25 protein-coding genes are annotated in these 23,904 nt (G+C 44.4%); 18 read left to right on the top strand and 7 right to left on the bottom strand.

Annotated features, from left to right (window positions below; translation table 11 throughout):
• Nucleotides 1-181: 181 nt before the first annotated feature.
• Nucleotides 182-508 carry a hypothetical protein gene (locus GCU45_RS01440; RefSeq protein ID WP_152397784.1) on the bottom strand — a complete coding sequence of 109 codons (327 nt, stop codon included), beginning with the start codon at nucleotides 506-508 and terminating at the stop codon, nucleotides 182-184.
• 350 nt (nucleotides 509-858) lie between these two features.
• On the opposite strand from GCU45_RS01440, the gene GCU45_RS01435 reads away from it, so the two are divergent.
• The 8 genes from GCU45_RS01435 (at nucleotide 859) to GCU45_RS01400 (ending at nucleotide 6,377) form a co-directional block, all read left to right on the top strand.
• Complete coding sequence (locus GCU45_RS01435; RefSeq protein ID WP_152397783.1) at nucleotides 859-1,185, top strand: ArsR/SmtB family transcription factor; 327 nt, start codon at nucleotides 859-861, stop codon at nucleotides 1,183-1,185.
• 87 nt (nucleotides 1,186-1,272) lie between these two features.
• A complete protein-coding gene (locus tag GCU45_RS01430; protein ID WP_152397782.1) occupies nucleotides 1,273-2,274 on the top strand; it encodes an NADP-dependent oxidoreductase in 1,002 nt (333 codons plus the stop codon).
• 115 nt (nucleotides 2,275-2,389) lie between these two features.
• Complete coding sequence (locus tag GCU45_RS01425; protein WP_152397781.1) at nucleotides 2,390-2,857, top strand: NUDIX hydrolase; 468 nt, start codon at nucleotides 2,390-2,392, stop codon at nucleotides 2,855-2,857.
• 269 nt (nucleotides 2,858-3,126) lie between these two features.
• On the top strand, nucleotides 3,127-3,456 hold the full coding sequence (locus GCU45_RS01420) for a helix-turn-helix domain-containing protein (protein WP_105442747.1): 330 nt from the start codon (nucleotides 3,127-3,129) through the stop codon (nucleotides 3,454-3,456).
• Nucleotides 3,457-3,741: 285 nt separating this feature from the next.
• Nucleotides 3,742-4,221 (top strand): hypothetical protein, encoded by a 480-nt coding sequence (locus GCU45_RS01415; RefSeq protein WP_152397780.1) that lies wholly within the window; start codon nucleotides 3,742-3,744, stop codon nucleotides 4,219-4,221.
• Between the two features lie 183 nt (nucleotides 4,222-4,404).
• Nucleotides 4,405-4,620: a transcriptional regulator gene (locus GCU45_RS01410; protein WP_105442751.1), complete on the top strand. Its 216-nt coding sequence runs from the start codon at nucleotides 4,405-4,407 to the stop codon at nucleotides 4,618-4,620.
• Nucleotides 4,621-4,650: 30 nt separating this feature from the next.
• Entirely contained in the window at nucleotides 4,651-4,758 is a 108-nt protein-coding gene (locus GCU45_RS34115; RefSeq protein ID WP_244364379.1) for an AAA family ATPase, read from the top strand.
• A gap of 248 nt (nucleotides 4,759-5,006) precedes the next feature.
• Nucleotides 5,007-6,377 (top strand): flavin monoamine oxidase family protein, encoded by a 1,371-nt coding sequence (locus GCU45_RS01400; RefSeq protein ID WP_152397779.1) that lies wholly within the window; start codon nucleotides 5,007-5,009, stop codon nucleotides 6,375-6,377.
• A gap of 107 nt (nucleotides 6,378-6,484) precedes the next feature.
• On the opposite strand, the gene GCU45_RS01395 is transcribed toward GCU45_RS01400, so the two are convergent.
• Nucleotides 6,485-7,411 (bottom strand): S66 peptidase family protein, encoded by a 927-nt coding sequence (locus tag GCU45_RS01395; RefSeq protein WP_152397778.1) that lies wholly within the window; start codon nucleotides 7,409-7,411, stop codon nucleotides 6,485-6,487.
• 260 nt (nucleotides 7,412-7,671) lie between these two features.
• Between GCU45_RS01395 and GCU45_RS01390 the strand changes: the two genes are divergently transcribed.
• Nucleotides 7,672-8,541, top strand: a complete 870-nt coding sequence (locus GCU45_RS01390) for a chemotaxis protein (RefSeq protein WP_152397777.1) — start codon at nucleotides 7,672-7,674, stop codon at nucleotides 8,539-8,541.
• A 67-nt stretch (nucleotides 8,542-8,608) separates the two neighbouring features.
• Here GCU45_RS01390 and GCU45_RS01385 read toward each other — a convergent pair whose 3' ends face one another.
• Nucleotides 8,609-9,484 carry an AraC family transcriptional regulator gene (locus GCU45_RS01385; protein ID WP_152397776.1) on the bottom strand — a complete coding sequence of 292 codons (876 nt, stop codon included), beginning with the start codon at nucleotides 9,482-9,484 and terminating at the stop codon, nucleotides 8,609-8,611.
• 150 nt (nucleotides 9,485-9,634) lie between these two features.
• Here GCU45_RS01385 and GCU45_RS01380 point away from each other — a divergent pair, with 150 nt between their 5' ends.
• The 7 genes from GCU45_RS01380 to GCU45_RS01350 all read left to right on the top strand — a co-directional run bounded on the left by GCU45_RS01380 (nucleotide 9,635) and on the right by GCU45_RS01350 (nucleotide 16,243).
• On the top strand, nucleotides 9,635-10,474 hold the full coding sequence (locus GCU45_RS01380) for a phytanoyl-CoA dioxygenase family protein (protein WP_152397775.1): 840 nt from the start codon (nucleotides 9,635-9,637) through the stop codon (nucleotides 10,472-10,474).
• Between the two features lie 52 nt (nucleotides 10,475-10,526).
• The gene (locus GCU45_RS01375; RefSeq protein WP_152397774.1) at nucleotides 10,527-10,838 is read left to right on the top strand and encodes a hypothetical protein; all 312 of its coding nucleotides are present in this window, start codon (nucleotides 10,527-10,529) and stop codon (nucleotides 10,836-10,838) included.
• On the top strand, nucleotides 10,835-12,028 hold the full coding sequence (locus tag GCU45_RS01370) for a winged helix-turn-helix domain-containing protein (protein WP_152397773.1): 1,194 nt from the start codon (nucleotides 10,835-10,837) through the stop codon (nucleotides 12,026-12,028). The genes GCU45_RS01375 and GCU45_RS01370 overlap by 4 nt, the downstream gene beginning before the upstream one ends.
• Before the next feature lie 82 nt (nucleotides 12,029-12,110).
• Complete coding sequence (locus GCU45_RS01365) at nucleotides 12,111-12,599, top strand: GNAT family N-acetyltransferase (RefSeq protein WP_152397772.1); 489 nt, start codon at nucleotides 12,111-12,113, stop codon at nucleotides 12,597-12,599.
• A 240-nt stretch (nucleotides 12,600-12,839) separates the two neighbouring features.
• The gene (locus GCU45_RS01360) at nucleotides 12,840-13,820 is read left to right on the top strand and encodes an SDR family oxidoreductase (protein WP_152397771.1); all 981 of its coding nucleotides are present in this window, start codon (nucleotides 12,840-12,842) and stop codon (nucleotides 13,818-13,820) included.
• Between the two features lie 458 nt (nucleotides 13,821-14,278).
• The gene (locus GCU45_RS01355) at nucleotides 14,279-15,061 is read left to right on the top strand and encodes an SDR family NAD(P)-dependent oxidoreductase (RefSeq protein ID WP_152397770.1); all 783 of its coding nucleotides are present in this window, start codon (nucleotides 14,279-14,281) and stop codon (nucleotides 15,059-15,061) included.
• A gap of 84 nt (nucleotides 15,062-15,145) precedes the next feature.
• Complete coding sequence (locus tag GCU45_RS01350) at nucleotides 15,146-16,243, top strand: L-dopachrome tautomerase-related protein (protein ID WP_152397769.1); 1,098 nt, start codon at nucleotides 15,146-15,148, stop codon at nucleotides 16,241-16,243.
• Between the two features lie 270 nt (nucleotides 16,244-16,513).
• On the opposite strand, the gene GCU45_RS01345 is transcribed toward GCU45_RS01350, so the two are convergent.
• Nucleotides 16,514-17,248, bottom strand: coding sequence for a DUF4241 domain-containing protein (locus GCU45_RS01345; RefSeq protein WP_244364378.1), 735 nt, complete (start codon nucleotides 17,246-17,248; stop codon nucleotides 16,514-16,516).
• A 259-nt stretch (nucleotides 17,249-17,507) separates the two neighbouring features.
• Nucleotides 17,508-18,896 carry an MFS transporter gene (locus GCU45_RS01340; protein ID WP_152397767.1) on the bottom strand — a complete coding sequence of 463 codons (1,389 nt, stop codon included), beginning with the start codon at nucleotides 18,894-18,896 and terminating at the stop codon, nucleotides 17,508-17,510.
• Nucleotides 18,897-19,158: 262 nt separating this feature from the next.
• On the opposite strand from GCU45_RS01340, the gene GCU45_RS01335 reads away from it, so the two are divergent.
• Nucleotides 19,159-19,758: a TetR/AcrR family transcriptional regulator gene (locus GCU45_RS01335; RefSeq protein WP_152402689.1), complete on the top strand. Its 600-nt coding sequence runs from the start codon at nucleotides 19,159-19,161 to the stop codon at nucleotides 19,756-19,758.
• A 236-nt stretch (nucleotides 19,759-19,994) separates the two neighbouring features.
• Here the strand turns inward: GCU45_RS01335 and GCU45_RS01330 are convergent, their stop codons facing one another.
• On the bottom strand, nucleotides 19,995-20,789 hold the full coding sequence (locus tag GCU45_RS01330) for an SDR family oxidoreductase (RefSeq protein WP_167527058.1): 795 nt from the start codon (nucleotides 20,787-20,789) through the stop codon (nucleotides 19,995-19,997).
• A gap of 123 nt (nucleotides 20,790-20,912) precedes the next feature.
• Here GCU45_RS01330 and GCU45_RS01325 point away from each other — a divergent pair, with 123 nt between their 5' ends.
• Nucleotides 20,913-21,797, top strand: a complete 885-nt coding sequence (locus GCU45_RS01325) for an AraC family transcriptional regulator (RefSeq protein ID WP_152397766.1) — start codon at nucleotides 20,913-20,915, stop codon at nucleotides 21,795-21,797.
• A 698-nt stretch (nucleotides 21,798-22,495) separates the two neighbouring features.
• Here the strand turns inward: GCU45_RS01325 and GCU45_RS01320 are convergent.
• The gene (locus tag GCU45_RS01320; protein ID WP_152397765.1) at nucleotides 22,496-23,890 is read right to left on the bottom strand and encodes an MFS transporter; all 1,395 of its coding nucleotides are present in this window, start codon (nucleotides 23,888-23,890) and stop codon (nucleotides 22,496-22,498) included.
• Between the last annotated feature and the right edge of the window lie 14 nt (nucleotides 23,891-23,904).

The raw sequence follows: 23,904 nt of genomic DNA, 5'->3' as shown, positions 1-23,904 counted from the left end.
AAGTTAACGGGGAGCAATACGACGGCATCCGGCCAAAATCATCGGCTGCCGTCGCAATGTTAATAGGCAGGATCGTACAACTTTCGGTTGAACGAAGGTGTCCTTCGCTGAATATAAGAACTGGTGCTACAACCGCATAAACCATGGCAGATCCTGCGTCTGAAACAGATCCTAAAGCCGTTTAACTTTCGCTGCTGTCGACGGATGTAACTACTTGAATTCGGTACTTTATTTCCTTGAACGAATCTGGGTTTATCGCGGGTTCCATTGCACTACGCAAACCATTTTGAATGGCACGATCCCATTCCACTTCATTCTCCTGTAAGTATTCATATACCTCATTCGGGAGATCTACGACTAACTGGACCTGTTTGGGATCTCGGGCGGGGTTGATTTTGACCAACCACTCAAGCTCGTTTTCAGATGCATTGATATGCACTGGTTTTTTGCGGAATTTGGGCCGGGGGGAGACCGTTTTTGATCGGCCCTTATTTTTCTTGTTCACCAAAAGCCTTTTCCTCCTTACTCACATTGGATAAATCAGTCTATGCATCCGATGGGATTTTGGGCCGGGCGGTGGGCTCTTATTGTAACCATGGCATGGACGAGGCATGAGGATTTTGCGGATGCAGTCCCACATCCACCGAAAGATCATGACATAAAAGGCCTCCCTCTTAAAGACATATGAAGAGGAGAGGCCTTCAAATTAAATTGAAATCGGATGGGTAATTCATTCAAATGAACCTTATCACAAAGGCACAAATTATAGGTATGTTTTTACGTAGGCTTGATTTTGTTATTAAAAGCTCTATAATTATGTTTAATAGATTAAACCAATGAACTTAAGAGGTGAATGGCATGAGCCAGCAAACGGAGGATATTTTACAACAATTTAAAGATTGTATCCCTCTATTGGAGGTGCTGACCGATGTAAACCGTCAAGCTATTATTATGCTGTTAGCACAGAACAAATTGGGACTTAATGTGAATACAATAGCAGGACATATCAATTTGTCCAGACCAGCTGTATCCCATCATTTAAAGGTATTGAAACAGTCTGGTTTTATTAAATCCGAAAAAAAAGGCGTAGAAAACTACTATGTGTTGACTGTCCGTAAACCACTTGAACAACTCAAGTCATTAATTACTGCCGTTGAAGACGAATGCGATGGTCTCAATGATTAACCAAAAAGGTTAAGCTCTAGTGAGCTTTTTCTCAACATTTGGTTTAATTGTTTAAACTGATAATCATATTATTAGGAGTGATTTGAAATGAAAGCTATGACCATTAACAAGTACGGAAAAAATGTTCCATTAGTCATGACTGAACAACCTATGCCGAAAATCGGAGAACATGATGTACTGGTGGAAATTCATGCAGCCAGCTTAAATCCTATTGACTATAAAATTAAGGAAGGGAAAATGAAATTATTATTGAATTACAAGTTTCCTCTAATTTTGGGGAATGATTTCTCAGGAGTTGTAGTCAAGGTTGGCAGCCGGGTCAATACATTTAAACCTGGAGATGAAGTTTACGGAAGACCACGTAAGAACCGGATCGGAACATTAGCTGAGTTTATTGCTGTTCATGAGGAAGATATTTGTCTGAAGCCGGAGAATCTCACCTTTGAAGAGGCGGCATCGATACCACTGATTGGACTTACGACTTACCAAGCATTTGTTGATATTTTAAATCTTCAAAAAGGCCAAAAAATCTTGATTCACGCTGGTTCGGGAGGCGTAGGAACCTTCGCCATCCAACTGGCCAAGCTGATGGGCGCATTTGTTGCTACAACTGCAAGTGAAAAAGGCTATGATTTGGTCAAATCGTTGGGGGCTGATCTAATTATTAATTATAAAAAAGAGAATTTTGAAGAAATCCTTAACGGATATGGCGCTGTTTTTGATACATTAGGTGGAGAAGCTCTGGACAAATCATTCCGCATACTGAAACCAGGCGGACAAATTGTATCCATTTCCGGCATGCCGAACACCAGATTTGGAAGAGAGGCGAAACTGGGTTGGGTGAAAACAACCATTTTGTCTATCGCGAGCCGTAAGATCAAAGCCCAAGAGAAAAAGAGCCAAACGACGTATCACTTCCTTTTTATGAAACCGAGTGGAGAACAATTAAACGTTATAAAGGGGTATATTGAAGGCGGACTCATTAAGCCGATTATTGATAAGATGTATCTTTTGAAAGATGCCGAGCAAGCATTTCATTACCTGGAAAGCGGAAGGGCTAAGGGAAAAGTAGTTATTAGAATAAAGTAATGTAAGACGACAAGAACTATAAATATCCATGCACAAGTTACAAAAATCCATTCCACGCCTAATCCATTAAACATAAACTATTGCTATGATTTGACTAGTAAAGTGGAGGGTGTAGATGGATTACATACAACATTTAAGGTCAATGGTAGGGAACGAGAAGGTCATTATGGTTGTTGCGGGTGCATTTGTTTTTGACAAAGAAAACCGAGTCCTGATGCAGAAACGTTCTGATAATGGTCAATGGGGTTTTCCAGGCGGGTTTATGGATTTAGGAGAGAGCATTCAAGATACAGCAAGAAGAGAAATTTATGAAGAGACGGGGCTTATATTAAAAGAACTTAAGTTATTCGGGATCTACTCTGGCCCTCAGTATGACAAGACGTTTTCTAATGGCGACCAAGTATCACTAGTCCTAATATCATTTGTTTGTGATCAGTATAGTGGTGAGTTAGTTGAAAGTAACGAGGAGTCGATTCAAAATAAATTTTATTCTCTTAAAGAGTTACCAGAGCATATATTCACCGAACATAAGATGCTTATTGAGGATTTATTATCGAATAAACGGCTGCCGATTATTGGTTAAAGTAGGGTAAGTCGAGCAAAAAAATCAGGGTCGAGACGCTGCTTCACTTCATAGCAGGAGAAAATCAGACATAAGAAGATCTCATTCTGAATTACCGGCTTGTGGTACACGCTAGCTTTTGGGCTAAGCATCCATTTCGTTATTTTTAGAGCCAAAGATTCTTACTAATTTCATTAAAGGGCAGCCTGCCATGGGACTTTTTGGATTTTCGTGCGTTCTATCTTTAGACGATACAGTCTATAGAATTTCTATGGAGGAGTGGCTGATGCATGGCAAAGACACAATTGGAGGATATCGCCGTACGTTTGCGCAACGCCCGTATTAACCGTAAACTAACGCAAATGGAAGTATTTCGTTTGACGCAGATCAACAATAAAACCTTGAGCGCGTATGAAACCGCAAAGACCGAACCGGATCTGGTATCGCTGTCCAGGCTGGCCGATCTGTACAAGGTGTCCACCGATTGGATTATTACCGGATTTGAGTTCAAAGGAACAGGCAGGTCAGAAGATGCAGAGGCCGAAATTGGCCGGCTCAAGGACAAGCTTAAGGCACGGGAGCAGATCATCCGGGGAATCCGGGAACTCGTCTCGGAGTGAAAAGGAAGAATTGGTTAGCCTTAATTGATATGAATTACAAACACAAGGTTGGCGCTTATAACGTTGATAGGGCTTATAGAGCTGTCCTTGGGTTGGAAAAATAAAGAGGGGTTTGAGAAATGGAGGCACGAGTTATCTAGAAAACGGTGTCCCTGCTTGGAGCATTGCTGACAATTGCCATGACCGCAAATGCTTACAGTATAAGAACACCAACTGTGATATTAATTCCGGAAGGTTACGTAAGTTGGGTACAGATTATTTATAGTCAGCCAGATGGAGAGAAATTTGAAAACAGGTGTGGTAAAAATATCATCCATAAGCACAGAGGTGAGGTTAAATTTGCTGCGTACTTTACATCTTTTAATAATATTGGTTCTGATTGCGTCCGTTACCATTATTGCGGGCTGCCAATGGGAAAGAAATAAGGATACTTTTCCTGAAGTGAGACAAAGTTTGTCCGAAAGTATGAAACAAATTGATAAACAACCTGGCATACTTTTAACGGGGTTCGCTGCCGACTCCAAAGTGAAACTATACAAAGTTGGAATTGAATATGATCCGGGTCAAATAAGCAATGAACAATTAAAACAGATTGTTACTGATTATCTCAGCCATGCTGCTTCAAATTTGTCGCCTCCCAACAATTGGGTAGAGATGCTAAAACCATATCAATTGCGCATTGAAAAGTTAGGTGATGCTCAAAAAGCACCCGTGATAGCTGAAAAAGGTATCGGCTCAACAGAAATAAAATGGTTTTTTGAATAAAATAGCACTGCTTTGCAGATTAAACTAACGGACGATAGCCCGGCGATGGAACTCGCCCAACCAACTGGGCAGACGCATGTGGAATCTTATCGTTATGACCTCCATTATAAAGTATACTCCTGCTGGCAATGGACAACGCTTAAGGTTAAATAACTATTTTCTTACGCGGGAGGTCATCGCTAATTGAAATTTGAACTTGGACGTTGCTTGCTGAATGAACGATTGGTGGAATCCGGTAAGTCAGCAGAATGGCTGGCAAAAGACTTGCTTTTTAAACCGGAACGGGTTTATGACTTTATTGAAAACAAAAGAGTGATGCCACTCAAAATGGCCATATCGATCGCAGATTCCATTGGCTGTGATGTTCGTGACTTGTATGAATTAATTCCGAACGAATAAGAAGTAAAAGGAGATTCGGAGGGTCTAGCCATGGGCATTAGGAATTATCTGATTGAAGGGGTTTCCGGCACCGGCAAAACTTCGGTCTGCAAAGAATTGCAGCGGCGCGGCTACCATGCCATTCATGGTGACCAATAAACGTTGACGACAGTAACGTACAGACACTTACGGACAGCCTACTCCGGCGCACCTGGAAATGAATTGTCCCATCGACTGCGCTCGGGAAATCATAGTTCAAAATAAGGGAGCAGAATGCCATGAGCCGGCACTGTTCCTTTTTTATTGAAAATACCGGGCAGCATAGAATAAAAAGAAGTGCCTAGGAACCAATTGGATTACAAACACACATAATGTCTATAAAGTAATATTTGGAGGAATCGGATTGTATGGTAACAGGTCGTTTTCCAGAGCGGATTGTAGTTATTGGGGCAGGGATGGCGGGTTTGGTATGTACTTTGGAGCTTATGAAACAAGGATATAACGTGCGTTTATTAGAGGCCAATAGCCAACCGGGTGGCCGCATATACACGATGCGGGATCATTTTGCCGACGGATTGTTTTGTGAGCTCGGGGCTGCATTCATTGGAGAGCATCATTTTCTCACATTGAGTTATGCCCAGCAAGCCGGGGTTCAATTGATAAATTTACCAGTCCCCAATAGGAGTTTGTCATATATCGGCGGGAGATTAATCATAGATTCTCCGGCTGAACCTGCATTATGGCCTGTTTCACTTACAGCCGAGGAAAGAATTTTAGGATATGCGGGAATGTTGGGAAAGTATCTCACGCCGGGGCTTAATGCGACGGGTAATCCTTTTTTGCCGGGCTGGCCCACAAAACAAGCGATACAGCTCGATTCAATGACAATGGAAGAATATCTTAGAGGTCAAGGAGCATCTTCGGGTGCGATTAAGCTGTTTGAAATCGGATATATGCAGATGTTAGGAGATGGTATTCGCAAAGTATCTGCATTACAGCGGCTGCTTGATTTAAAAATGGCCGGTTCCGAAAGAAGCTCAAAAACGATAGTAGGTGGAATGGATCAACTACCGAAAAAGCTTGCCCTTACCATTGGCTCAAATATCAGTTATGGATGTGCTGTGACGCATATTGAACATAGTAATAAAGAAGTAACTATCCGATTTAATCATTCCGGCGAAGTTTTCACGATCAGCTGTGATCGGGTCATTGTAGCCATTCCCTCTACAGTCTTGCGTACAATTCATTTTTCTCCTTCCCTTAGCAAAGAAAAAAATGATGCCATTCAAAATCAACTTTCAACTTCCGTTACGCGTACCGTCATACAAAGCAGAACTAGATTCTGGAACAACCTAAGTTCCTTTACTACAGTAAATACGGATCTGAAAATTGGATGGTTGCTTGATGCTACATTCTCGCAAACGACATCAAGGAGGGGGTTAATTTGTTCGTACTCCTCCGGTGAATCAGCGCGAGAATTGTCTAAAGCTGGTAATTTTAACTCAGCTGTATCAGAAATCAAACAGGTGCTCCCTGAATTGTCTTATAATTATGAAGGTGGGACGGTTTTTTCTTGGGATCATCATCCTTACTCTCGAGGTGCGTATGCTTGGTATAAGCCGAAACAGATGATTCGAATGCTCCCAACACTGACGGCCGAAGAAGGTAGAATTTATTTGGCTGGCGATAATACAAGTCTTTTTCCCGGTTGGATTGAAGGTGCGATCTCTTCTGCGTTACGAACTGTAAATCAAATTATTTCCGGAAACAGCATATAATACAGTAATGTATGTACTAATAACTTCATGCAGATCAGTAGTTTTCACTGTTACGCTAACGGATAACGTAAGCACAATAAAGACAGGCTGATCGTTGGTCATAATGATCAGATGCCGCTGATGGTAGGTTCAACTATAGTTATTCTATTATTGACTGAATCGAGATTGATGGTTGCGCCAATCGGCAAAGCAGCTTTATAAAAGCCATGACCTGTGGCAAGGTTCGTTATCAGCGGCTTACCGAGAGGTACAACAAATTCGTTGATTATATCCTCATAGGATTTGCCATAAGCTGCCTGGCAGCCTGAGCACTCTCCCATAATAATGCCGAGGCAGTCACGGAATTTCCCGGCAAGCTTCAAATGATTCAAGTACCTGTATACGGTATTGGTAGGCTCATGAGTTTCTTCAAGAACAAGAATTTTACCCCTTGTATCGATTTCGAAAGGCGTGCCCAATGTATCGACAAAGGATGTCAGATTACCGCCTACAAGCTGCCCAGTAACGTTGCCCGGAACACGGCTGATCAGCGGCATCCCAGGCGGATTGAAGATGGTCCGGGTTGATGAATACACGGATGTCGCAGAGAAAAACTGATCGAAATTATAAGCGGGCGTATCGGGTTTGAAGTCAATGAGCAGCAGACTATGGAATGTTATTAAATCTACATATTGATGCATTACGTTTAATAGTACTGTTATATCGCTGTAACCTGTCACAATTTTGGGGTTATTGCGGATCACCGTATAATCAAGGTAAGGAAGAATTCCCGCCACTCCTGTACCGCCTCTGGTGGGTAGAATCATTTTAACCCGCTCGTCTTGAAACATCATCATCAAATCAGAAGCCCGCTGCTCGTCTGTGCCGGCAAGAAACCCGTTTTGTGCATATACATATTGACCCAATACAACATTGAATCCCATTGCTCTCAAAATTTCGATCCGTGCATTAATTACGTCTGCAGCGAGCGGACTCCCCAAAGTAACGACTCCAACGGTATCGCCCCTCTGCAGCATTGGCGGACTTATCGGCATGTGCTGATCTTCCTTCCTGAAAATAGAAGAAGCCATTGTCATATCATATCTTTAGAGTATATTGGCAAAGTCCCAAGCACAGTACTAAAAAGGAGCTTGAATGAACGAAGAAACCTACTACATCATTTCTGGCCATGCTCCTCGAGCACACGCCATAATTCAGAGGCAGCACCTGTTGTTTGTTGGAACGGCGCCTATGCTTTCCCTTATAATTAGAATGATATGGAAGTTGATCTGCGATGAAGGTGGTGGGGAACTCGATGAAAATCGCGGTAGGGTTTGTACACGGCATTGGAAAGCAAAAAGAACATTTTCATGAGGCGATGGCAGGGCTCATTAGCAAGCGGTTAAGTGAAATATGTCCAGCGGTGGAGCTGGTCAGCAAGGGGATTTATTGGGCGGACATCACGGACCGGCTTGAAGATGAGCTCAAGGAAAAGCTTGCGCCTGACCATCTGCACTGGAACAAGTGGATCGATGCTCGGGGGTACGCGATCAGCTTTCTAGGTGACGCGATTGCCTATCAACCGCTGCCCCATAAAGCAGGTGACGATGATAGAAACTACATCTACACCGCAATTCACGAACGATTTTATGAAAAGCTTCAGGAGCTCGCGCAGTGCACAGGACCCAGCGCCCCGCTGTGCATCATAAGCCACAGTCTTGGCACGATCATCGCGAGTAACTTCATTTACGACCTGCAAAACGGCAGGCTGCCAAGCGGCAAGCTTGCATCAATAAGTGAAAATCCTTCGGCACTCGTTCGTGGTGATACGCTAACACATTTTTACACAATGGGCAGCCCGATCGCGATCTGGACGATGCGGTATAACGACTTTGGCAAGCCGATATCGTTTCCTTCGCCTGCTCTTTTGGCCGAAGGGCTCCCATACGGCGAATGGGTTAATTTCTACGATAAAGATGATGTGATCGCCTATCCGCTCAAACGTTTAAGCGCGGAGTATGATGCGGCCGTGACAGAAGATGTGGAGGTCAGAAACCCGGGTTTTCTGGCCAGCACCCCACTTAATTCGCACGGCGGGTATTACCGTTCTAAGACGGTCATCGAGCGGATTGCCAAATCGCTTGCGGACCTTTACGACCAAACAACCCGACAATCGATTCGTTAAGCCAGCGCTTGCTTTGCAAGGGCGTGTTATTTATCTTTTATGCAATCTACCCAATCAATGATTGGCGCTATCCATCTCCGCCGGTCCGGCCGTTCATTCGGAATTCCGTCGGCGTGAGACCTGTCTCCTGCTTGAATTGATAACTGAAATAGTGAAGGCTCTTAAAACCGAATCTTTCCGCGATCAACTCCAGCTTCTCGCCCTGCAGAAGCGCGAGCTTCGCCCGTTTGATCCTTTCTCTGATAATAAAATGCTTCGGTGTCACCCCCATTTCATGTTTGAACAGCTTGGTGAAATGTACCGGATGATAGCCGCACAATCTCGCAAGTGCGGCAACCGACCAGTTTATGCCGGGCTCATCCTGCATCGCTTGAATGGCCGGTTCGATCTTGTTCCTCGAACCCTGTACGTGGTCGTTCCCGAGCAGCTGTCGACAGATCAGGGTAATCGCCTGCATCATAAGAGAACGCAGTGTCAGCGTATATCCCGGGAGCTCGGATTCGTATTCATTAACCATTTTAGTCAGAATCGGTTCAAGTCCGGCAATGGTTAGCAGGGTTGGAACCTTGACTTCTCCGTAAGACGGTATATGAAAAACGGACAGTTGCGGGGCGCTGAACGAACCTGGATCGCCATATTTGATTTGGAGTCCGGGATGAACGGGCATAGGAGAAGAGGCGTGCCAATGGAAATGTACGCTGATATAATCAGTCGTTCGAATAGCCGTCAGCTTCGTTTGGCATTCAGGACCGTAACAAACGCATTCTCCCGGCCGAATGGCTACTTTTTGTCCTCCAATCTCGAGCTCTGCGCAGCCGGACACGACATAGAAAAGCTGATTGTCGGGGATCCTCCGATACCCCCAATCCGTTCCCGCCTCCGCCGTTGCCCGTGCAGAAAAATTGACCGTTGGCGTAATCATGTCTAATGTTCCGGTATACATGACCAATCTCCTCCGTCTGAAGCTTAAACTTGCAAATACCCAAAAAGATGATGGATTTCGGAAAATACAATAATGAGCATACCATCTATGATAAATCTATAGAAGGCGTTTACATCCATCATTATAAAACGGGCGGGAGCGTGAGGTAAGTTGCTGAATGCAAAACAATTGGCTGAATTCGAGAAAAACGGTTTTGTGAAGGGCGGCATTGTCTTAAACGATGAGGAAGTGGAGCGACTGCGCGAAGAGCTTGATTTAGTCATGGAAGGGAAGTCGGTGAATAAACCGGTACTGAACCGAAACATGCTTGCTGAAAGCAGCGATTCCCTTCATGAGGGGATGAAAATGACGGTCAGTGAGAAAGTGGTGCAAATCGTCAACATTTGGATGGCCAGCGACGCTTTCTTTCAGCACGCCGCTCACCCGGTCATTTGTGAGGAGATCGCCCAACTGTGCGTCACCGATACGCTGCGGATATGGCATGATCAAATCCAATATAAACCGCCCGTCTCCGGCGGTCCGACACACTGGCACCAGGACCACCCGCTTTGGCCGATCATACAGCCCGCGGATTTAGTCAGCGCTTGGGTCGCGCTCGACGATGCGGTCATCGAGAACGGCTGCATGTGGATGGTGCCCGGCAGCCATAAGTGGGGGAATCATCAAACCTATTTGGCGAATACGCCCGATTTCATGCCTTACCATCGTCAGCCGGAGCTGCTGCCGAAGGAAGCAAAAGTGGAAGCGGTACCGTTTGAAATCAAGAAAGGGCAGGTTGGCTACCACCATTGCCTCACTTGGCACGGAAGCCCCCACAACCGTTCGGAGCGCAAACGGCGGGCAATCGCCGTTCACTACATGCCGGGACATACCCGTTACGACCCGGACGGCAGCCATCCGATGCTGTCATATGTCACGGTTAACAAAGGGGACATTCTGATGGGCGATCATTTCCCGGTCGTCTATTCATCAGCCGTCAACAGACGATGAAGGATTGGTGATAGAGGTTGAAGGGGCACTCGAAATCGGGTGCCCCTTTTCCTTGGAAGATCCGATCGGGCGAGTGTTATTTTTCAATCCTTCTTGTTTTTATTCTCTAGATAATGGTAAAATGTATGGGAACATGTGTTTGTTTGTGCGTTTTCCACAGATAGGGGGAATAGGCGTGGTTGGAATCGTTGAAAAAGAGCCATTTTCGGTATTAGGAAAGAGGATTGCAGACGAAGTTCCCGAATGGATTCCGCCATTATGGCAAGAAGTAAATAATGACTATATTGAGATAAGTAACTCCGCCATCCGTCATCTTGTGCAAGCGGCTCCCGAATGTTTCGTTAAGGAGTCGATGCGTTCATGATCGAATTGACAAACCGCCAGGCAAGACAATTTCTGTTATTGAAGCACGGGCTCTTAGGTGAATATCAATTTGCTGGAAAGGAGGGAGTATTGGATTTTGTGCGGCAGGTCGGCTGTATTCAATACGATCCCATCGATGTTTGCGGAAAAAATGCCGAATTGGTGCTGCAGTCGCGAATCAAAGGATTTACCAAGAACATGCTCGACGAGCTGCTGTATAAAGATAGATTCCTGATCGATTATCCTGACAAGAATCTCGCTATTATACCTCTCGAGGACTGGCCGTATTTTGAGCGGTACAGGCAGGCCGCCCGACAACATGCCAAGCGCTACCCCGGAATGGAAGAGTTGACTGAGCAAGTGCGGGTTCACATCCACAATCACGGTGCGCTAAGCTCGGATGATCTACAATTGGATGGGAATTTCTCGTGGCAATCGGCCATCCACTGGAGCGGCGGAAACAATACCTCCCGGTCGGTGCTGGAACAGATGTACTCGACAGGCGAGTTGATTATCCATCATAAAAAAGGAACACGTAAATATTACGATATCGCCGAGAAATACATACCGCCAAATCTGCTGAATGCGTCGGAGCCGCTGAAGGCAGAGCTTGATCATCACAAGTGGCGGGTACTGCGCCGGATCGGTGCTGTTGGCCTGTTATGGAATCGGGCATCCGATGCTTGGCTGAACATATGGGGATTGAAAGCGGAGCAGCGTAACGAGGTTTTCCGCCAGTTGTTGGACGAAGCTCGCATTGTGGCTATTGCCGTAGAGCAATTGAAGGATACGCTGTACTGCCGCGCAGAGGACTTGCCGTTAATTGAAGCTGTCCTGCAAAATCCTGAACCGAAATTTCGCTGCGAGCTGATTGCCCCGCTGGACAATTTGATTTGGGACAGAAAGCTGATCAGCGAATTGTTTGGCTTCGATTACACCTGGGAGATTTACACGCCTGCAATCAAACGGAAATTCGGTTATTATGTGCTGCCTCTATTATATGGAGAAAGCCTAATCGGACGAGCCGAAGTCATCGCGGAGCGAAAAACCGGAACACTCGTTGTTAAAAATGTATGGTACGAAAACGGCATACAGCCAACAAAGCAGTTGCGAACAGCAATGAACCATTGTTTTCAACATTTCGCATTATTCAACGGATGCGGGACGATTTCGACAGAGTCTATGGACTGATATTTTCATTTCCCCAATGAAAGGCCGTTTTCAAAAGGCGTTTTCGTTCGGTTCGGAAAACATCACTTAGTGAGGTGGAAATATGAATAACGAAGTGATATTGCGAGACGTGAATAAAGATGACTTGCCGATATTTTTTGAGCAGCAATTGGACAAGACTGCCAACCATATGGCTGCCTTTACTGCCAAAGATCCAACGGATAAGATCGCCTTTATGTCTCACTGGCACAAGATATTAGACGATGATCGGATTATAAAAAAGACCGTGCTTTTTAACGATCAAGTGGCGGGGCATGTTTCGAGTTTTGAACAGTTTGGTGAACCAGAAGTCAGCTACTGGATCGGACGAGAGTATTGGGGAAGAGGTATTGCAACTAGATCACTTTCTCAACTTCTTGACTATGTAAACATTCGTCCCTTATTTGCTCGTGCAGCAAAAGATAATACAGCTTCTATTCGGATATTGGAAAAATGCGGATTTAAGATTAGTGGTGAAGACAAGGGGTTTTCCAATGCACGTGCGGAGGAAGTCGAAGAATATGTTTTTAAGCTGCCTTCTAAGGCAGAGTAGCGATCTCAATAAATATTGAAGGCAGCCGCATAGTTGCGGCTTTTTTTCGTTTTAAATGCTGGAAGGGGCTAAAATTATGAGTAAAGATCCTTGTCTAAAGGTCAGTTCAATAACGTAAAATGCTGTCTCTTATGAGGAAAAATAGGCTTCTGTGTCGATAAGCAAACAATTTTTTTGCTTTATTTGCAGTAAACAACATATACATCCTATAGAAGAAAATTATTTCTATAGGAGGTTTCCATGGATCAAAAGGACCAAAGTCATCAATTAGACCAAATAAAACAAATGCAACAAATGTTTAAAGCGAACATGATAACTCAACCTTATCCTATGTACCCTAACTATGGGAAAATCACACGTTACGAAGAAATTCCGATAAGTTTGCCTGAACAGCGCCAGCTCCGCCATCCAGGCGTGGAAAAATTAATGGTACCCCTTCCAATTATCGAAAATCCGAATTATAAAGGGAGCGGAAAGTTAACAGGAAAAGTTGCACTTATTACAGGAGGTGACAGTGGTATTGGTGCAGCAGTTGCAATTGCGTTTGCTAAAGAAGGAGCAGATGTTGCTATTTCATACTTAGATGAACATGAGGATGCAAATAGAACAAAAACGAGGATTGAACAACTCGGACAACGTTGTATTCTAATGCCTGGTGACTTGCGAGACAAACAACAGTGTATCTCCATTGTAGAACAAACAGTAAATACGTTTGGACGTCTAGATATTCTTTGTAACCACGTGGGCATTCAATTTCAACAATTAAGTCTGCTTGACATTACGGATGAGCAATTTGATGACACCTTCAAAGTAAATATATACTCTCATTTTTACACAACTAGAGCAGCGCTTCCCCATTTAAAACCAGGCAGCTCAATCATAGGCACTTCTTCAGTAGTGACGTATGTAGGTGAGCAGCAAATGATTGATTATACGTCCACAAAAGGCGCAATCGTTGGCTGGACACGTGCCTTGGCAAAAAATGTCGTGAAACAAGGCATCCGAGTCAATGCCGTCGCCCCCGGCCGAATTTGGACCCCACTTATTTCAGCAAGTTTCTCGTCAGACCAAGTTGCTGTATATGGGGCATTTAATCCAATGGAACGAGTTGCCCATCCATTTGAACTTGCGCCAACCTATGTCTATCTTGCTTCTGATGATTCTCGTTTTGTTACTGGTCAAGTTCTTCATGTTGATGGGGGAGAATCCACACATTCTTAATGGAAGGGAGTTACCACTTTGAGATATGAATTTAATCCAGAAGTAAAGCTATTGCTAGTAAACCATTCAAATGAAAAAGTAAAGATGGTCTATATAGAGGATTCCTGGCCGATGTCTAAAATTGGACTTAGACCACCGTACTATTGCTACCCGAGTTACAAGTTGAATTATCCAATCATCTAATTGGGTCGAACTCGTATAATTGATATTTCAGATCCAACCTAATGGAAACACATTATAGTCCCAAATCATCAAGCCAAATCGTCATGAAGTCAGGCTGACCCTGAGGTGATTATGAACACTAACAGGGTCAACTTTTATATTTTTCACAGGAATTAGGGATATAATAATGCTATAGTGGTAGGGATTTTCCTGATTATTAACCAGTCCAGGTTTTTTAAATAATGAAAGTAAGATTGCATTTGGAGAAATTTAAACCCAACATGAGGTGGAAAAAAATGGCAAAAGTATTAACTGGCGTACATGCTGTTGTTACAGGTGGATCAAGCGGCTTAGGATATGCCATGGTAGAAGCACTTCTTGTTGAAGGAGCAACTGTTGCAGTGGCCTCCCGTCCGGGAGCAAAAATGACGGAAGCTGTAAAAAAACTTCAAGATGAGGGATATTCGAATGTATTTGAACTTCCATTGGATGTCAGGACAGAGGAATCGGTGCAAGATGCAGTGAACTGGGTAAAAGCGGAATGGGGGAAAATCGATGTCCTCGTGAACAATGCAGGGATAGGCATGAGGACTGTAAACCCAAAATTCCTTACAGAACCGCAGCCTTTCTATCAGGTCACTCCTGAAGGATTTCGAAATTTAATCGATACAAATGTGACCGGTTATTTCCTAACCTCCCGGGGATTCGCTCCCCTGATGGTCGAGCAGGGAAGAGGAAAAATCATCAATATATCGATGAATTATGAAACGATGATACGAAAAGGATTTGTCCCATATGGCCCTTCTCGTGCCGCGACAGAGTCCCTGTCATTGATCATGGCTGAAGACCTGCGTGAATTTGGAGTGACGGTAAATATGCTTCTTCCTGACGGGGCCACCGTAACCGGAATGATACCCGAGGAAGTGAAAAGGGAACTTGAAGGAAACTCTCAGATTCTGAAGCCGGAAATTATGGCAAAACCTATCGTTTATCTTGCTTCCGAGCAATCTGAAGGATTAACAGGTGAACGCCTTGTTGCAAATGAATTTGACAGCTGGTTAAAAAATAGAAGCAAATGAAATGAATTTAACAAGAACCAGGCACTACATCAAATTTTCATCATATATAGATGATATCCGTTTAGATTTGATGAGGAGGATATCATGCAACCTATGTTACCTATGGAAAAGTATTTTGGGCAGTTTGAGCTAGTGCATGCTTTTTACGGGGCTATGCCTACTGGTGTCAGCGTTTCGGAAACCGGTCGTATTTTTGTATGCTTTCCGAAATGGGGAGACGATGTCCAATTTACTGTGGCGGAAATTGTAAAGGGGCAGTTGCAGGCTTATCCCAATTTAGAAACCAATGTGGTTAATACTGCGAATATTACGATGTCTTTCGTCAGTGTCCAAAGTATCGTTGCTGACGGAAGAGGAACACTTTGGGTACTGGATACAGGGGCACCAAATTTTTCTGAACCTATTCAAGGGGGAGCAAAATTAGTTGCTGTTGATTTAAGCACGAACACAATAAGGAGAGTATATACCTTTACTGAAGATGTTGTTTTGCCAACAACTTATCTGAATGACGTCCGTTTGGATTTTCGGGTAGGAAGAGCAGGCTATGCATATATAACGGATTCTTCTTCCAGAGGGCCAGGGGCTATTATCGTCGTGGATTTAGAAAATGGGAAAGCGTTTAGACGGTTAAATGGGGCAGTATCAACTTCACCTGATTCTAATTTTTTACCAAAAGTAGAAGGTAGAATTTTGATGAATCGAAACCCGGACGGCTCAACTTCCCCTTTTAGAATGGCTTCCGATAGTTTAGCGATTTCTCTGGATGGTAAGGTTTTATTTTATGCTCCGCTAACCAGCCGTCAACTGTTCTCGATCTCAACAGAAGCCCTAAGAGACAGAAGCATACAGGACATGAATTTATCTCAATATGTGCAGTATTGGGGGGAAAAAGGTGCGTCTGACGGAATGATCACCGGCTCAAAAGGAACCGTTTATGCAGGAGACTATGAAAATAATAGCATCCGGAAAATATTGCCGAATGGCGCAATGGAAACCATCGCACATGATCCGAGAATTTTATGGCCGGATACTTTTTCGATTGGCCCCGATCAATACTTATATGTCATTGTGAATCAATTACATCGGCAGGCGAGATTTCATTATGGGAGAGACCTGCGGGAAAAACCATATAGTTTACTTCGGTTGAGAATTGATGAACTCCCTGCTCCTACCTTTTCATAGTCATCGTAAACGAGCAAAAGACTGGCTTTACTCACATTGTAAAATCATACCGGTGTATGTGAGGAGTAAGGAGGGGTGGTACATATGTAACAAGCAGGGGTAATCATCTGTATTCACTGTAGTGATGAATATATCGAAGCTCGTCATCCAGGATTTTTGGTGGTGTGGCCTCGATGAAGGCTACGCCCAGCAGTTAGCAAGAGAGGCAATAAAAGTTTCAGTGTGACGAGGAGGAGAACGCCTATGACGGTCGTTCTCCTTTGATCTGACTTACGTATATGCCAATTGAATGTCAATAAACTGAACGACGATTTGGCAGATTTCACCTGCTTGATCGTATCCCCAATAAACCGGATAAGCGCCATCGCCAAATCCGGATTGGAACATGGGGATATGGTAATCGGTGTCGGGAATTTTCCAGTTTAGCCAATCGCCACCATTGCGTTGATACTGTGGATTTTCGCGATAACTCTTGGCAAACAGGGCTGCAAAATAATCATCGTAAAGATTGCCATCAGGATGTTCTTGATGCCACCGACTAGCAAAGTTGCAAAAAGCTTGATGTGCCTGCTTATCGCAAATACATGCCAGACCGGCATCTACATTGAAGCCAAAAAACTCTCCGTCCCCCATCCCTAAAATATCTTCATGCCCAATCAGAGCTTCCTCGAACCGGACGGCAGGAACATCGGAAAATCGCAGACGAACGGCGGCATAGCGGGCACAGTCACCATCCTCGTCCGGCTTCACCACACAGGCTTCGGCTGAGTAGGTTCCAACGGACGCCGTTTGGAAATAAGGCTGCTCCCCTATACTTCCCAAATAACATAGCGGGTCGCGGACAAGAATTTGGCCGGTAGGAATGGAGGTGGGACCGAAATCTATAACTGCCAGCTGCTTGCCTGCCATTTCAGGTAAAATAAAATAATCATTCAAATCTACAGGGCATTTCAATTTGTCACGCTGCTGCTCCCACTGGGACAGCCATTCACTTGTTGGGATCATGGGCATTTACCTCCTGATATAGGCTTGTAAAAGTAGTGCGTTTTGAGGGTATTGAAGTTACAGGCATTAACACCAAAGTGGCATCCTCCCTATGTTAGAACAGCAACTCGACTTGAATCAACTGCCTAATGAAATAAACTTTGAACATTCTCATGCTGAAGATCGAAGTTTAACCGCTTAAAAGCTGCGTTGCTGCGGCTTTATATGGTTAACCATATTTGATATGTGCGATCAATTAATGTATACCATATTAACTTTGCTAAGATGAAGATGACGATGTGGCTTTTGGGGCTATTCGTCTTAGGTACAGAAAGGCACACAAATTGGATATAGCCGCCACCACGGCAAGCCCCCAGAATAGGTTGGCATACGTCTGGCTAGGCGGAAGATGCTTTTGCCATTCCATTGCACTCGACATCACCGCAATGCTGAATGCGCCGCCGATAAACTGCATCAGTTGGTACAATCCCGTTCCTGAACCCAACTGAGAAGAGGGGAGTATGCACGAAATTTCGTTAGAAACGCTGCTGCTAATGATAGCAAAGCCTAAATTCATCAGCATGTACACAAAAACATTGGCCACCCAAAGGTGGGTGCCCAGTCCTGCGAATAATACGGCCGCTAATAATACGAGCATAGGAGTCGTACGCAGCATTCTGCTGCTTCCCCCCTCGTCGATCATCGCCCCGACCCTTCTTGATAGCAATGTAGACAAAATAGCACCTGGAAAAATAACAAATCCGGCATGACTTGCACTCAAACCAAAATGTTTCAATAGCATTTGCGGCAGCAAAAAAAGCGTTGCAAAGTTGCATAAATAGGCTAAGACCCCGATTAAAGCAAGCGTAAGATAGGTTCTGTTAGCTAATAATGACGGCAGCACAAATGGATGTTTCGCTCGGCGGATATGCAGAGTAAAGACGATTATCCCTGAAATTCCGATCACCAAGGCAACGGGATGATAGTTGGTGAAAAATAGCAGCAGACCTGCTGTACCTGCACTCAGTGTCACTGCTCCCATTACATCGAAAGACCGTTTGGACATCGACTCTTTTGGAATAAAATACATAAGCAGCGGGGCAATGCACAGCAGCGAGGATGTAATGGCAAAAAGATATTTCCAACCGAGATATTGCACCACAAGGCCTCCAATCACCGGGCCAAGTCCAAAACCCAGTGACACGGAGGACATGATGAACGTCATTGATTTCCCCCGGCGCACCTGAGGTATGTAACGGGCTAGGAGCACTATGGACAATGAGAGTGCCGCCCCAGCCCCGGCAGCCTGCACGATGCGGGCAGTTAGCAGCACCCAGAAATGGTTACTCAGCATCGCTCCAACCGAGGCGCCTCCCGTCAAAACCAGACTAATGCCGAACAATCGGTTAAGCGGAACCAAATCAGACAACCGGCTGTAGGTGATCGAGGAGATGGCGAACATGATCGAATAGCCGGTGACGGTCAACGAAACGATAGATGAAGGCAGGTTATATTCGTGGCTTAAATCGCTTAATGCCAAATTAAACATGGCCGTATTCATCGTGACCAACACAACAGTCATGCAAAGCAACGTAATAATGAGGCCTTCACGGGGAAGCAAGAGAACTTCATTTTTCTCGGTCTTCGTATTGTGGAGAGCATCCTCCATGAGATTTCCTTCTTTCCTTCTTATATTGTGAGAGGTTACTTATCTAGCAATCTAATGCCTACTTCTACATTCATTGAAAAATCCTCCTAAAACGTTTATTTATTCCAAACCCAGCGCTATTTCATTTTGGAATGGCTTGCTGTACAATTAAAGAGACCGAAAGGTATCTTTTATATTATCAGGATTCTAGTAAATGACAAGGCCAGAATTGTATAATTTATTTAAATCTATTGAAATAAAAGAGGTTCATACGGAGGAGCTCATGAAAAAAGGGGATCGAACACGGGAATTTATCATTATGAAATCGGCTGAAATTTTTAATCAGAGAGGATATGCCGGCACATCGCTAAACGATATCATTGCCGACACAGGAATTAAGAAGGGGGGCATCTATCGACATTTTGCCAGTAAAGACGAGATCGCGCTGGAAGCTTACAATTACGCTGCCGGCATGGTCAACAGGAAATTTTCTGAGGCGGTCGATCAAGAGCAGTCTGCTTCAGGAAAGTTAATGGCTTTTTTTCGTGTCTATGAGGATGTTGTAAACAATCCACCATTTATCGGCGGATGTCCTATGCAGAATACAGCTGTAGAAAGTGACGATACGCATTCAGAGCTTTGTGGTCGGGCAAGACAAGGTTTGCATACTTTCTTGGATATGATGAAAAGTATCATTCGTGACGGCATTCAAGCTGGGGAGTTTAGAGATGATCTGGATGTTGATGCGCTAGCATCATTTGCATTTTCCTTGTTGGAGGGAGGGATTTTGCTCAGCAAGCTGGATGGAGATAACAAACACATGTTCATAAATATAACAATCTTCTCGTCCTATTTGCAGCAGTGCTGCTTAAAGACACGTTAATCTGGTGTTCTGGCACATCGCATTTTGAACAGGCTGCTGTTTTGGGAAAGAAGAATTGTTAAATAAGCTGTTATAAAGAAGGGCGTACCCAAACCGCAACGCGGTGGTACGTCCTTTTACTGGTAGCTGAAAACCTGACTCAAGTATGTGCTCTAAAACTATTCCTTACTTTTAAACAATTTCAAGGTAACGAAAAATGGTGGCTTCTGATGTTTTTAGTCAGCATGATCCGTCTCCTATCCTTGCGCTGTGGGGCGGACCACGATTTCACTGACATCCACGTCATGGGGCTGCTCAATTGCGAACGCAATAGCTTTAGCGATCGAGTAGGGGGATAACCCAATATTCTGATAAGCTTCGAGTTTGGCTTTCATTTCTGGGTCCCTTATAGCGTCCAGAGCATCCGATTGCATGGAGCCAGGTGTGTTTGTGAATCCGGGTGAAACAATCGTAACGCGAAGCTTATCGCCGGCCTCTTGACGCAGACCTTCTGAGATCGCACGAACGGCAAGCTTTGTCCCTGCATAAACCGACATATTAGGCAAAATCCGATAGGCTGCCGTGGAAGCAATGTTAATAAAATGTCCTGAGCCCTGATTCCGAAAAGTGGGTAGTGCCGCTGCTATCCCATATAGAACTCCTTTAATGTTAATGTCGATCATGTCTTCCCATTCCTCGACCCGCAGATCGTCAAAGGGAGACATGGGCATGAAACCCGCATTATTAATAAGAACATCAAGCTTGCCGAATTTCTCGCTTGCCAATTGAACAAGGTTTGAAAGGTCTTCGGACCGCTTCACGTCAGTAACGAGATAAGCTGCCTTACCGCCAGACTTCTCAATCCGGTTAGCTATAGCTTCAAGCTGATCCGATCGCCGCGCGCCAAGTACAACTTGGGCTCCTCTCTCGGCAAGCAGCATTGCAGTTGCTTCACCGATCCCACCACTTGCGCCTGTTATTACAATGACTTTATCTTGTATTCCGGACACACTCACCACTTCTTTCTTGTATAATATATGTCTCTTACACATTTCATTTTAAGAAAAGTGGGGGTTCAACCGGTAGACCATTCATGCCCGTTCCTTGCCTAATCCCGCCAGAGAAGTATAATGGGGTTTAACTGATTTTTGAACAAAAGAGGTTGGTGCATAAACTTGAAAGAGCTCATTTCCGAGTTAGTCCAGTACATGGATCGTCTTACACCGATGGATGGCGTACACAGTATGGCAATTCCTGAGCTTTATTTCAGACGTCAATCTCAGCAGTCACGGCCAGTGTACAGCAACAGCCATCCTTCCCTTTACATCGTTGTCCAAGGTTCTAAAACGGTGGAATTAGCCGAGGAAAGATATGAAGTGGACCCAGGGAGCTATTTGGTCTCTCCGGTACATCTGCCTGTGATCGGACAAATTACTCAAGCATCGCAAAGCTATCCGTACCTAAGTTTACAACTGACCTTCAATCCGGATCTTCTTCTCGATATATCGAAAACATCCAGTCCTTCGAAGAAGATGACGACTGAACGTGGAATCCTGCTCAATTCGTCAACCTCGGACTTGCTCAAAGCGGTTTTACGCCTTGTAGAACTTCTGGATACCCCCTCTGATATTGAGATGCTGGCTCCCTTGATCGTTAAGGAAATATTTTATAGGGTCCTTCAAGGCGAGAAGGGAGACCTGCTGAAGCAATTTGTAGTGATCGGAAGCTATGCTCAATGTATATCCGAAGCCATACAATGGATCAGAAATCATTATTCCGAGCCTCTAATCATTGAAGAGCTGGCTAAGACGGTCAAGATGAGTCCGCGGAGCTTGCATAGACATTTCAAGAAAGTAACGGCCATGAGCCCGCTTCAATATCAAAAGATCATTCGCTTGCAAACAGCAAGACGACTGCTGCTTACGGAAAACCTGGATGCAGCTAACGCAGGATTCCGTGTTGGATATGAAAGTCCTTCACAATTTAATCGAGAGTACGCCCGGTTATTTGGACGTCCCCCGATAAGGGATATTCATGATTTGCGTGAATTTTCCTTGTAGAGGATATCTGCACATAACAAGAACATACACACTTAACAGCCGCATTGATGCGGCTTTTTTTATGCGGCTCGGCGTTGTAGATAACATAGTCGGCTGCGCTTCTGGAACAAATCCGTTTTTAAGGGTTCATTGTATACTCGAGATCCCGAGAAGCCGCGATGATTCGTCTTTCTCCCGGTTCGACATGTTAAAATAGAAAGCACAAATATGAAAACGAATAGTATTCTTTCCCTGTAGGAAGAGCAGATGTATACATGTTACTGGACGGTCGCAATACGACTCTTGTTGAAATTAAGGATGGGGTAGCAAAAGCTATTGGTCAATTTGCGGATTCTGATCGATCCAAAACATCCGGGGACATTCCACCTCATTTTATTTTTGATACCAATCCCCTTTTTGAGGCCTATCACAGTAGTAACGTCCTGTTTATGGAAAATAGATACGGAGAATCAGCAAATGTCGAGGGACAAGAACATGGTCCCATTGAAGTCGCTATTTTAGCGACTTTTTTATTTTATCGGTACAAGTTCTTGTCCCAAGCCAAGGACAAGAACTTGTACCGATTGCCGAAATGGACAAGAACATGTTCTCATTTACGATTAGGTATATATCTAATTAGTATTCTGCTTAGCCGATTCTCACGATCAGCTACCGCTTTCTGTTGAGGTAACGAAGGGTAAGCTACATCTGTCAGATAACTAGGACTCATGCAGCTGCCCGGACTCCTTGTGACGCCAATTTACGAATACCAAGGACAATGCAATTAACGTGAGGATAATCCCAAGTACTCGAAATCCCTCGAAGTTGAAGTTATCTCCCATTACGCTGCTAATAAGTAATGAAGAGAGAATGGTTCCCAGGTATCTTGAGGTATTAAATATTCCAGATGCTACACCTATAATTTCTTTTGGTGAACTTTTGAATAAGGCCGCTTGCATAGCGACACTGTTTAACCCGTTGCTAATACCGAATGCAGCTAAAGCCACACACACACTGATAACCGGTGAAGTCTGATCCAGTGTCATGATCACGATCCATACGGACCCAAATGTCATCAGCACTCCGGACATAAGCAATGCTGGTCGAGGTCCTGATTTATCGATCCATCGTCCTGCCATCGGAGAAGCAACGAGCGAGCATAAGCCTAAGCTTAGCATGAGCATCCCGGTATGGAACTCGCTGACATGACGTACGATTTGCAAGTAGGACGGAAGCCCGAAAAAGAGAGAGTAAAAAAGCAAGTTAACGACCATGAATTCGACATTGACCCAAGTCATTGCAGGATATTTAGCGAATGTGCGTAAAGGAATAAAGGGTGCCTTCGCTTTTAACTCATGTCGCACGAAAGCTCCCAGTCCAACGAAGCCAAACAGCACGACAATAACGTTACTAAATGAAATTTGACCAGATGATTTTGCGGACAATAATCCAACGAGCAGAGCAACCAGACCCACGGTGAACAGCAGAACTCCTGGCGCATCAATCAAATCAGACCATCTGCGAAAGGACATGTTGCGAGCAACGGATGTCATAGACGGAACATCATTCGGAATATGCCTCCAAGCTAATAAAAAGCTTGTCACTACGAAGGGGATATTAACCAAAAAGATAGCAGGCCAGCCCCACCAGTGAATGATGACCCCGCCAATAAAGGGGCCAATCGCTGCCGCCCCGGATAGGAATATGGACAAGACTGATAGTGCAGTCGCTTGTTTCTCCCTAATATGAATTCTCACAATGGCCATTCCAACCGCAACCATCATGCTTGTTCCGATGGATTGCACAATGCGGAACACGATGAGCCAACCAAAGTTTGGGGATAGTGGAGCTAATAATGATGCAACGAAGGATACAACAAGCCCGCTAAGAAATATCCTCCTCCTACCGAATAAATCGCTGGCTTTTCCCATGATAGGTTGAGCGATAGCACTCGCAATGTAGAAAGAAAAAATGATCCAGGATACCACTGTAAAGTCGAGTTGGAATACATTTTGTAGCCTTGGAATAGCAACTGAAATCATTGAAGAATTTAATGGGTTCAATAGAATCCCTAGTCCAACGGAGATCATCAACCACCTATTGCGAATACTCATTTTTATCCCTCCGA

It is taken from the genome of Paenibacillus cellulositrophicus (assembly GCF_009363095.1).
GTDB lineage: Bacteria > Bacillota > Bacilli > Paenibacillales > Paenibacillaceae > Paenibacillus_AQ > Paenibacillus_AQ favisporus.
Note: the sequence above shows the minus strand (reverse complement) of the source record. Positions and strands in the feature narration are given on the sequence as shown.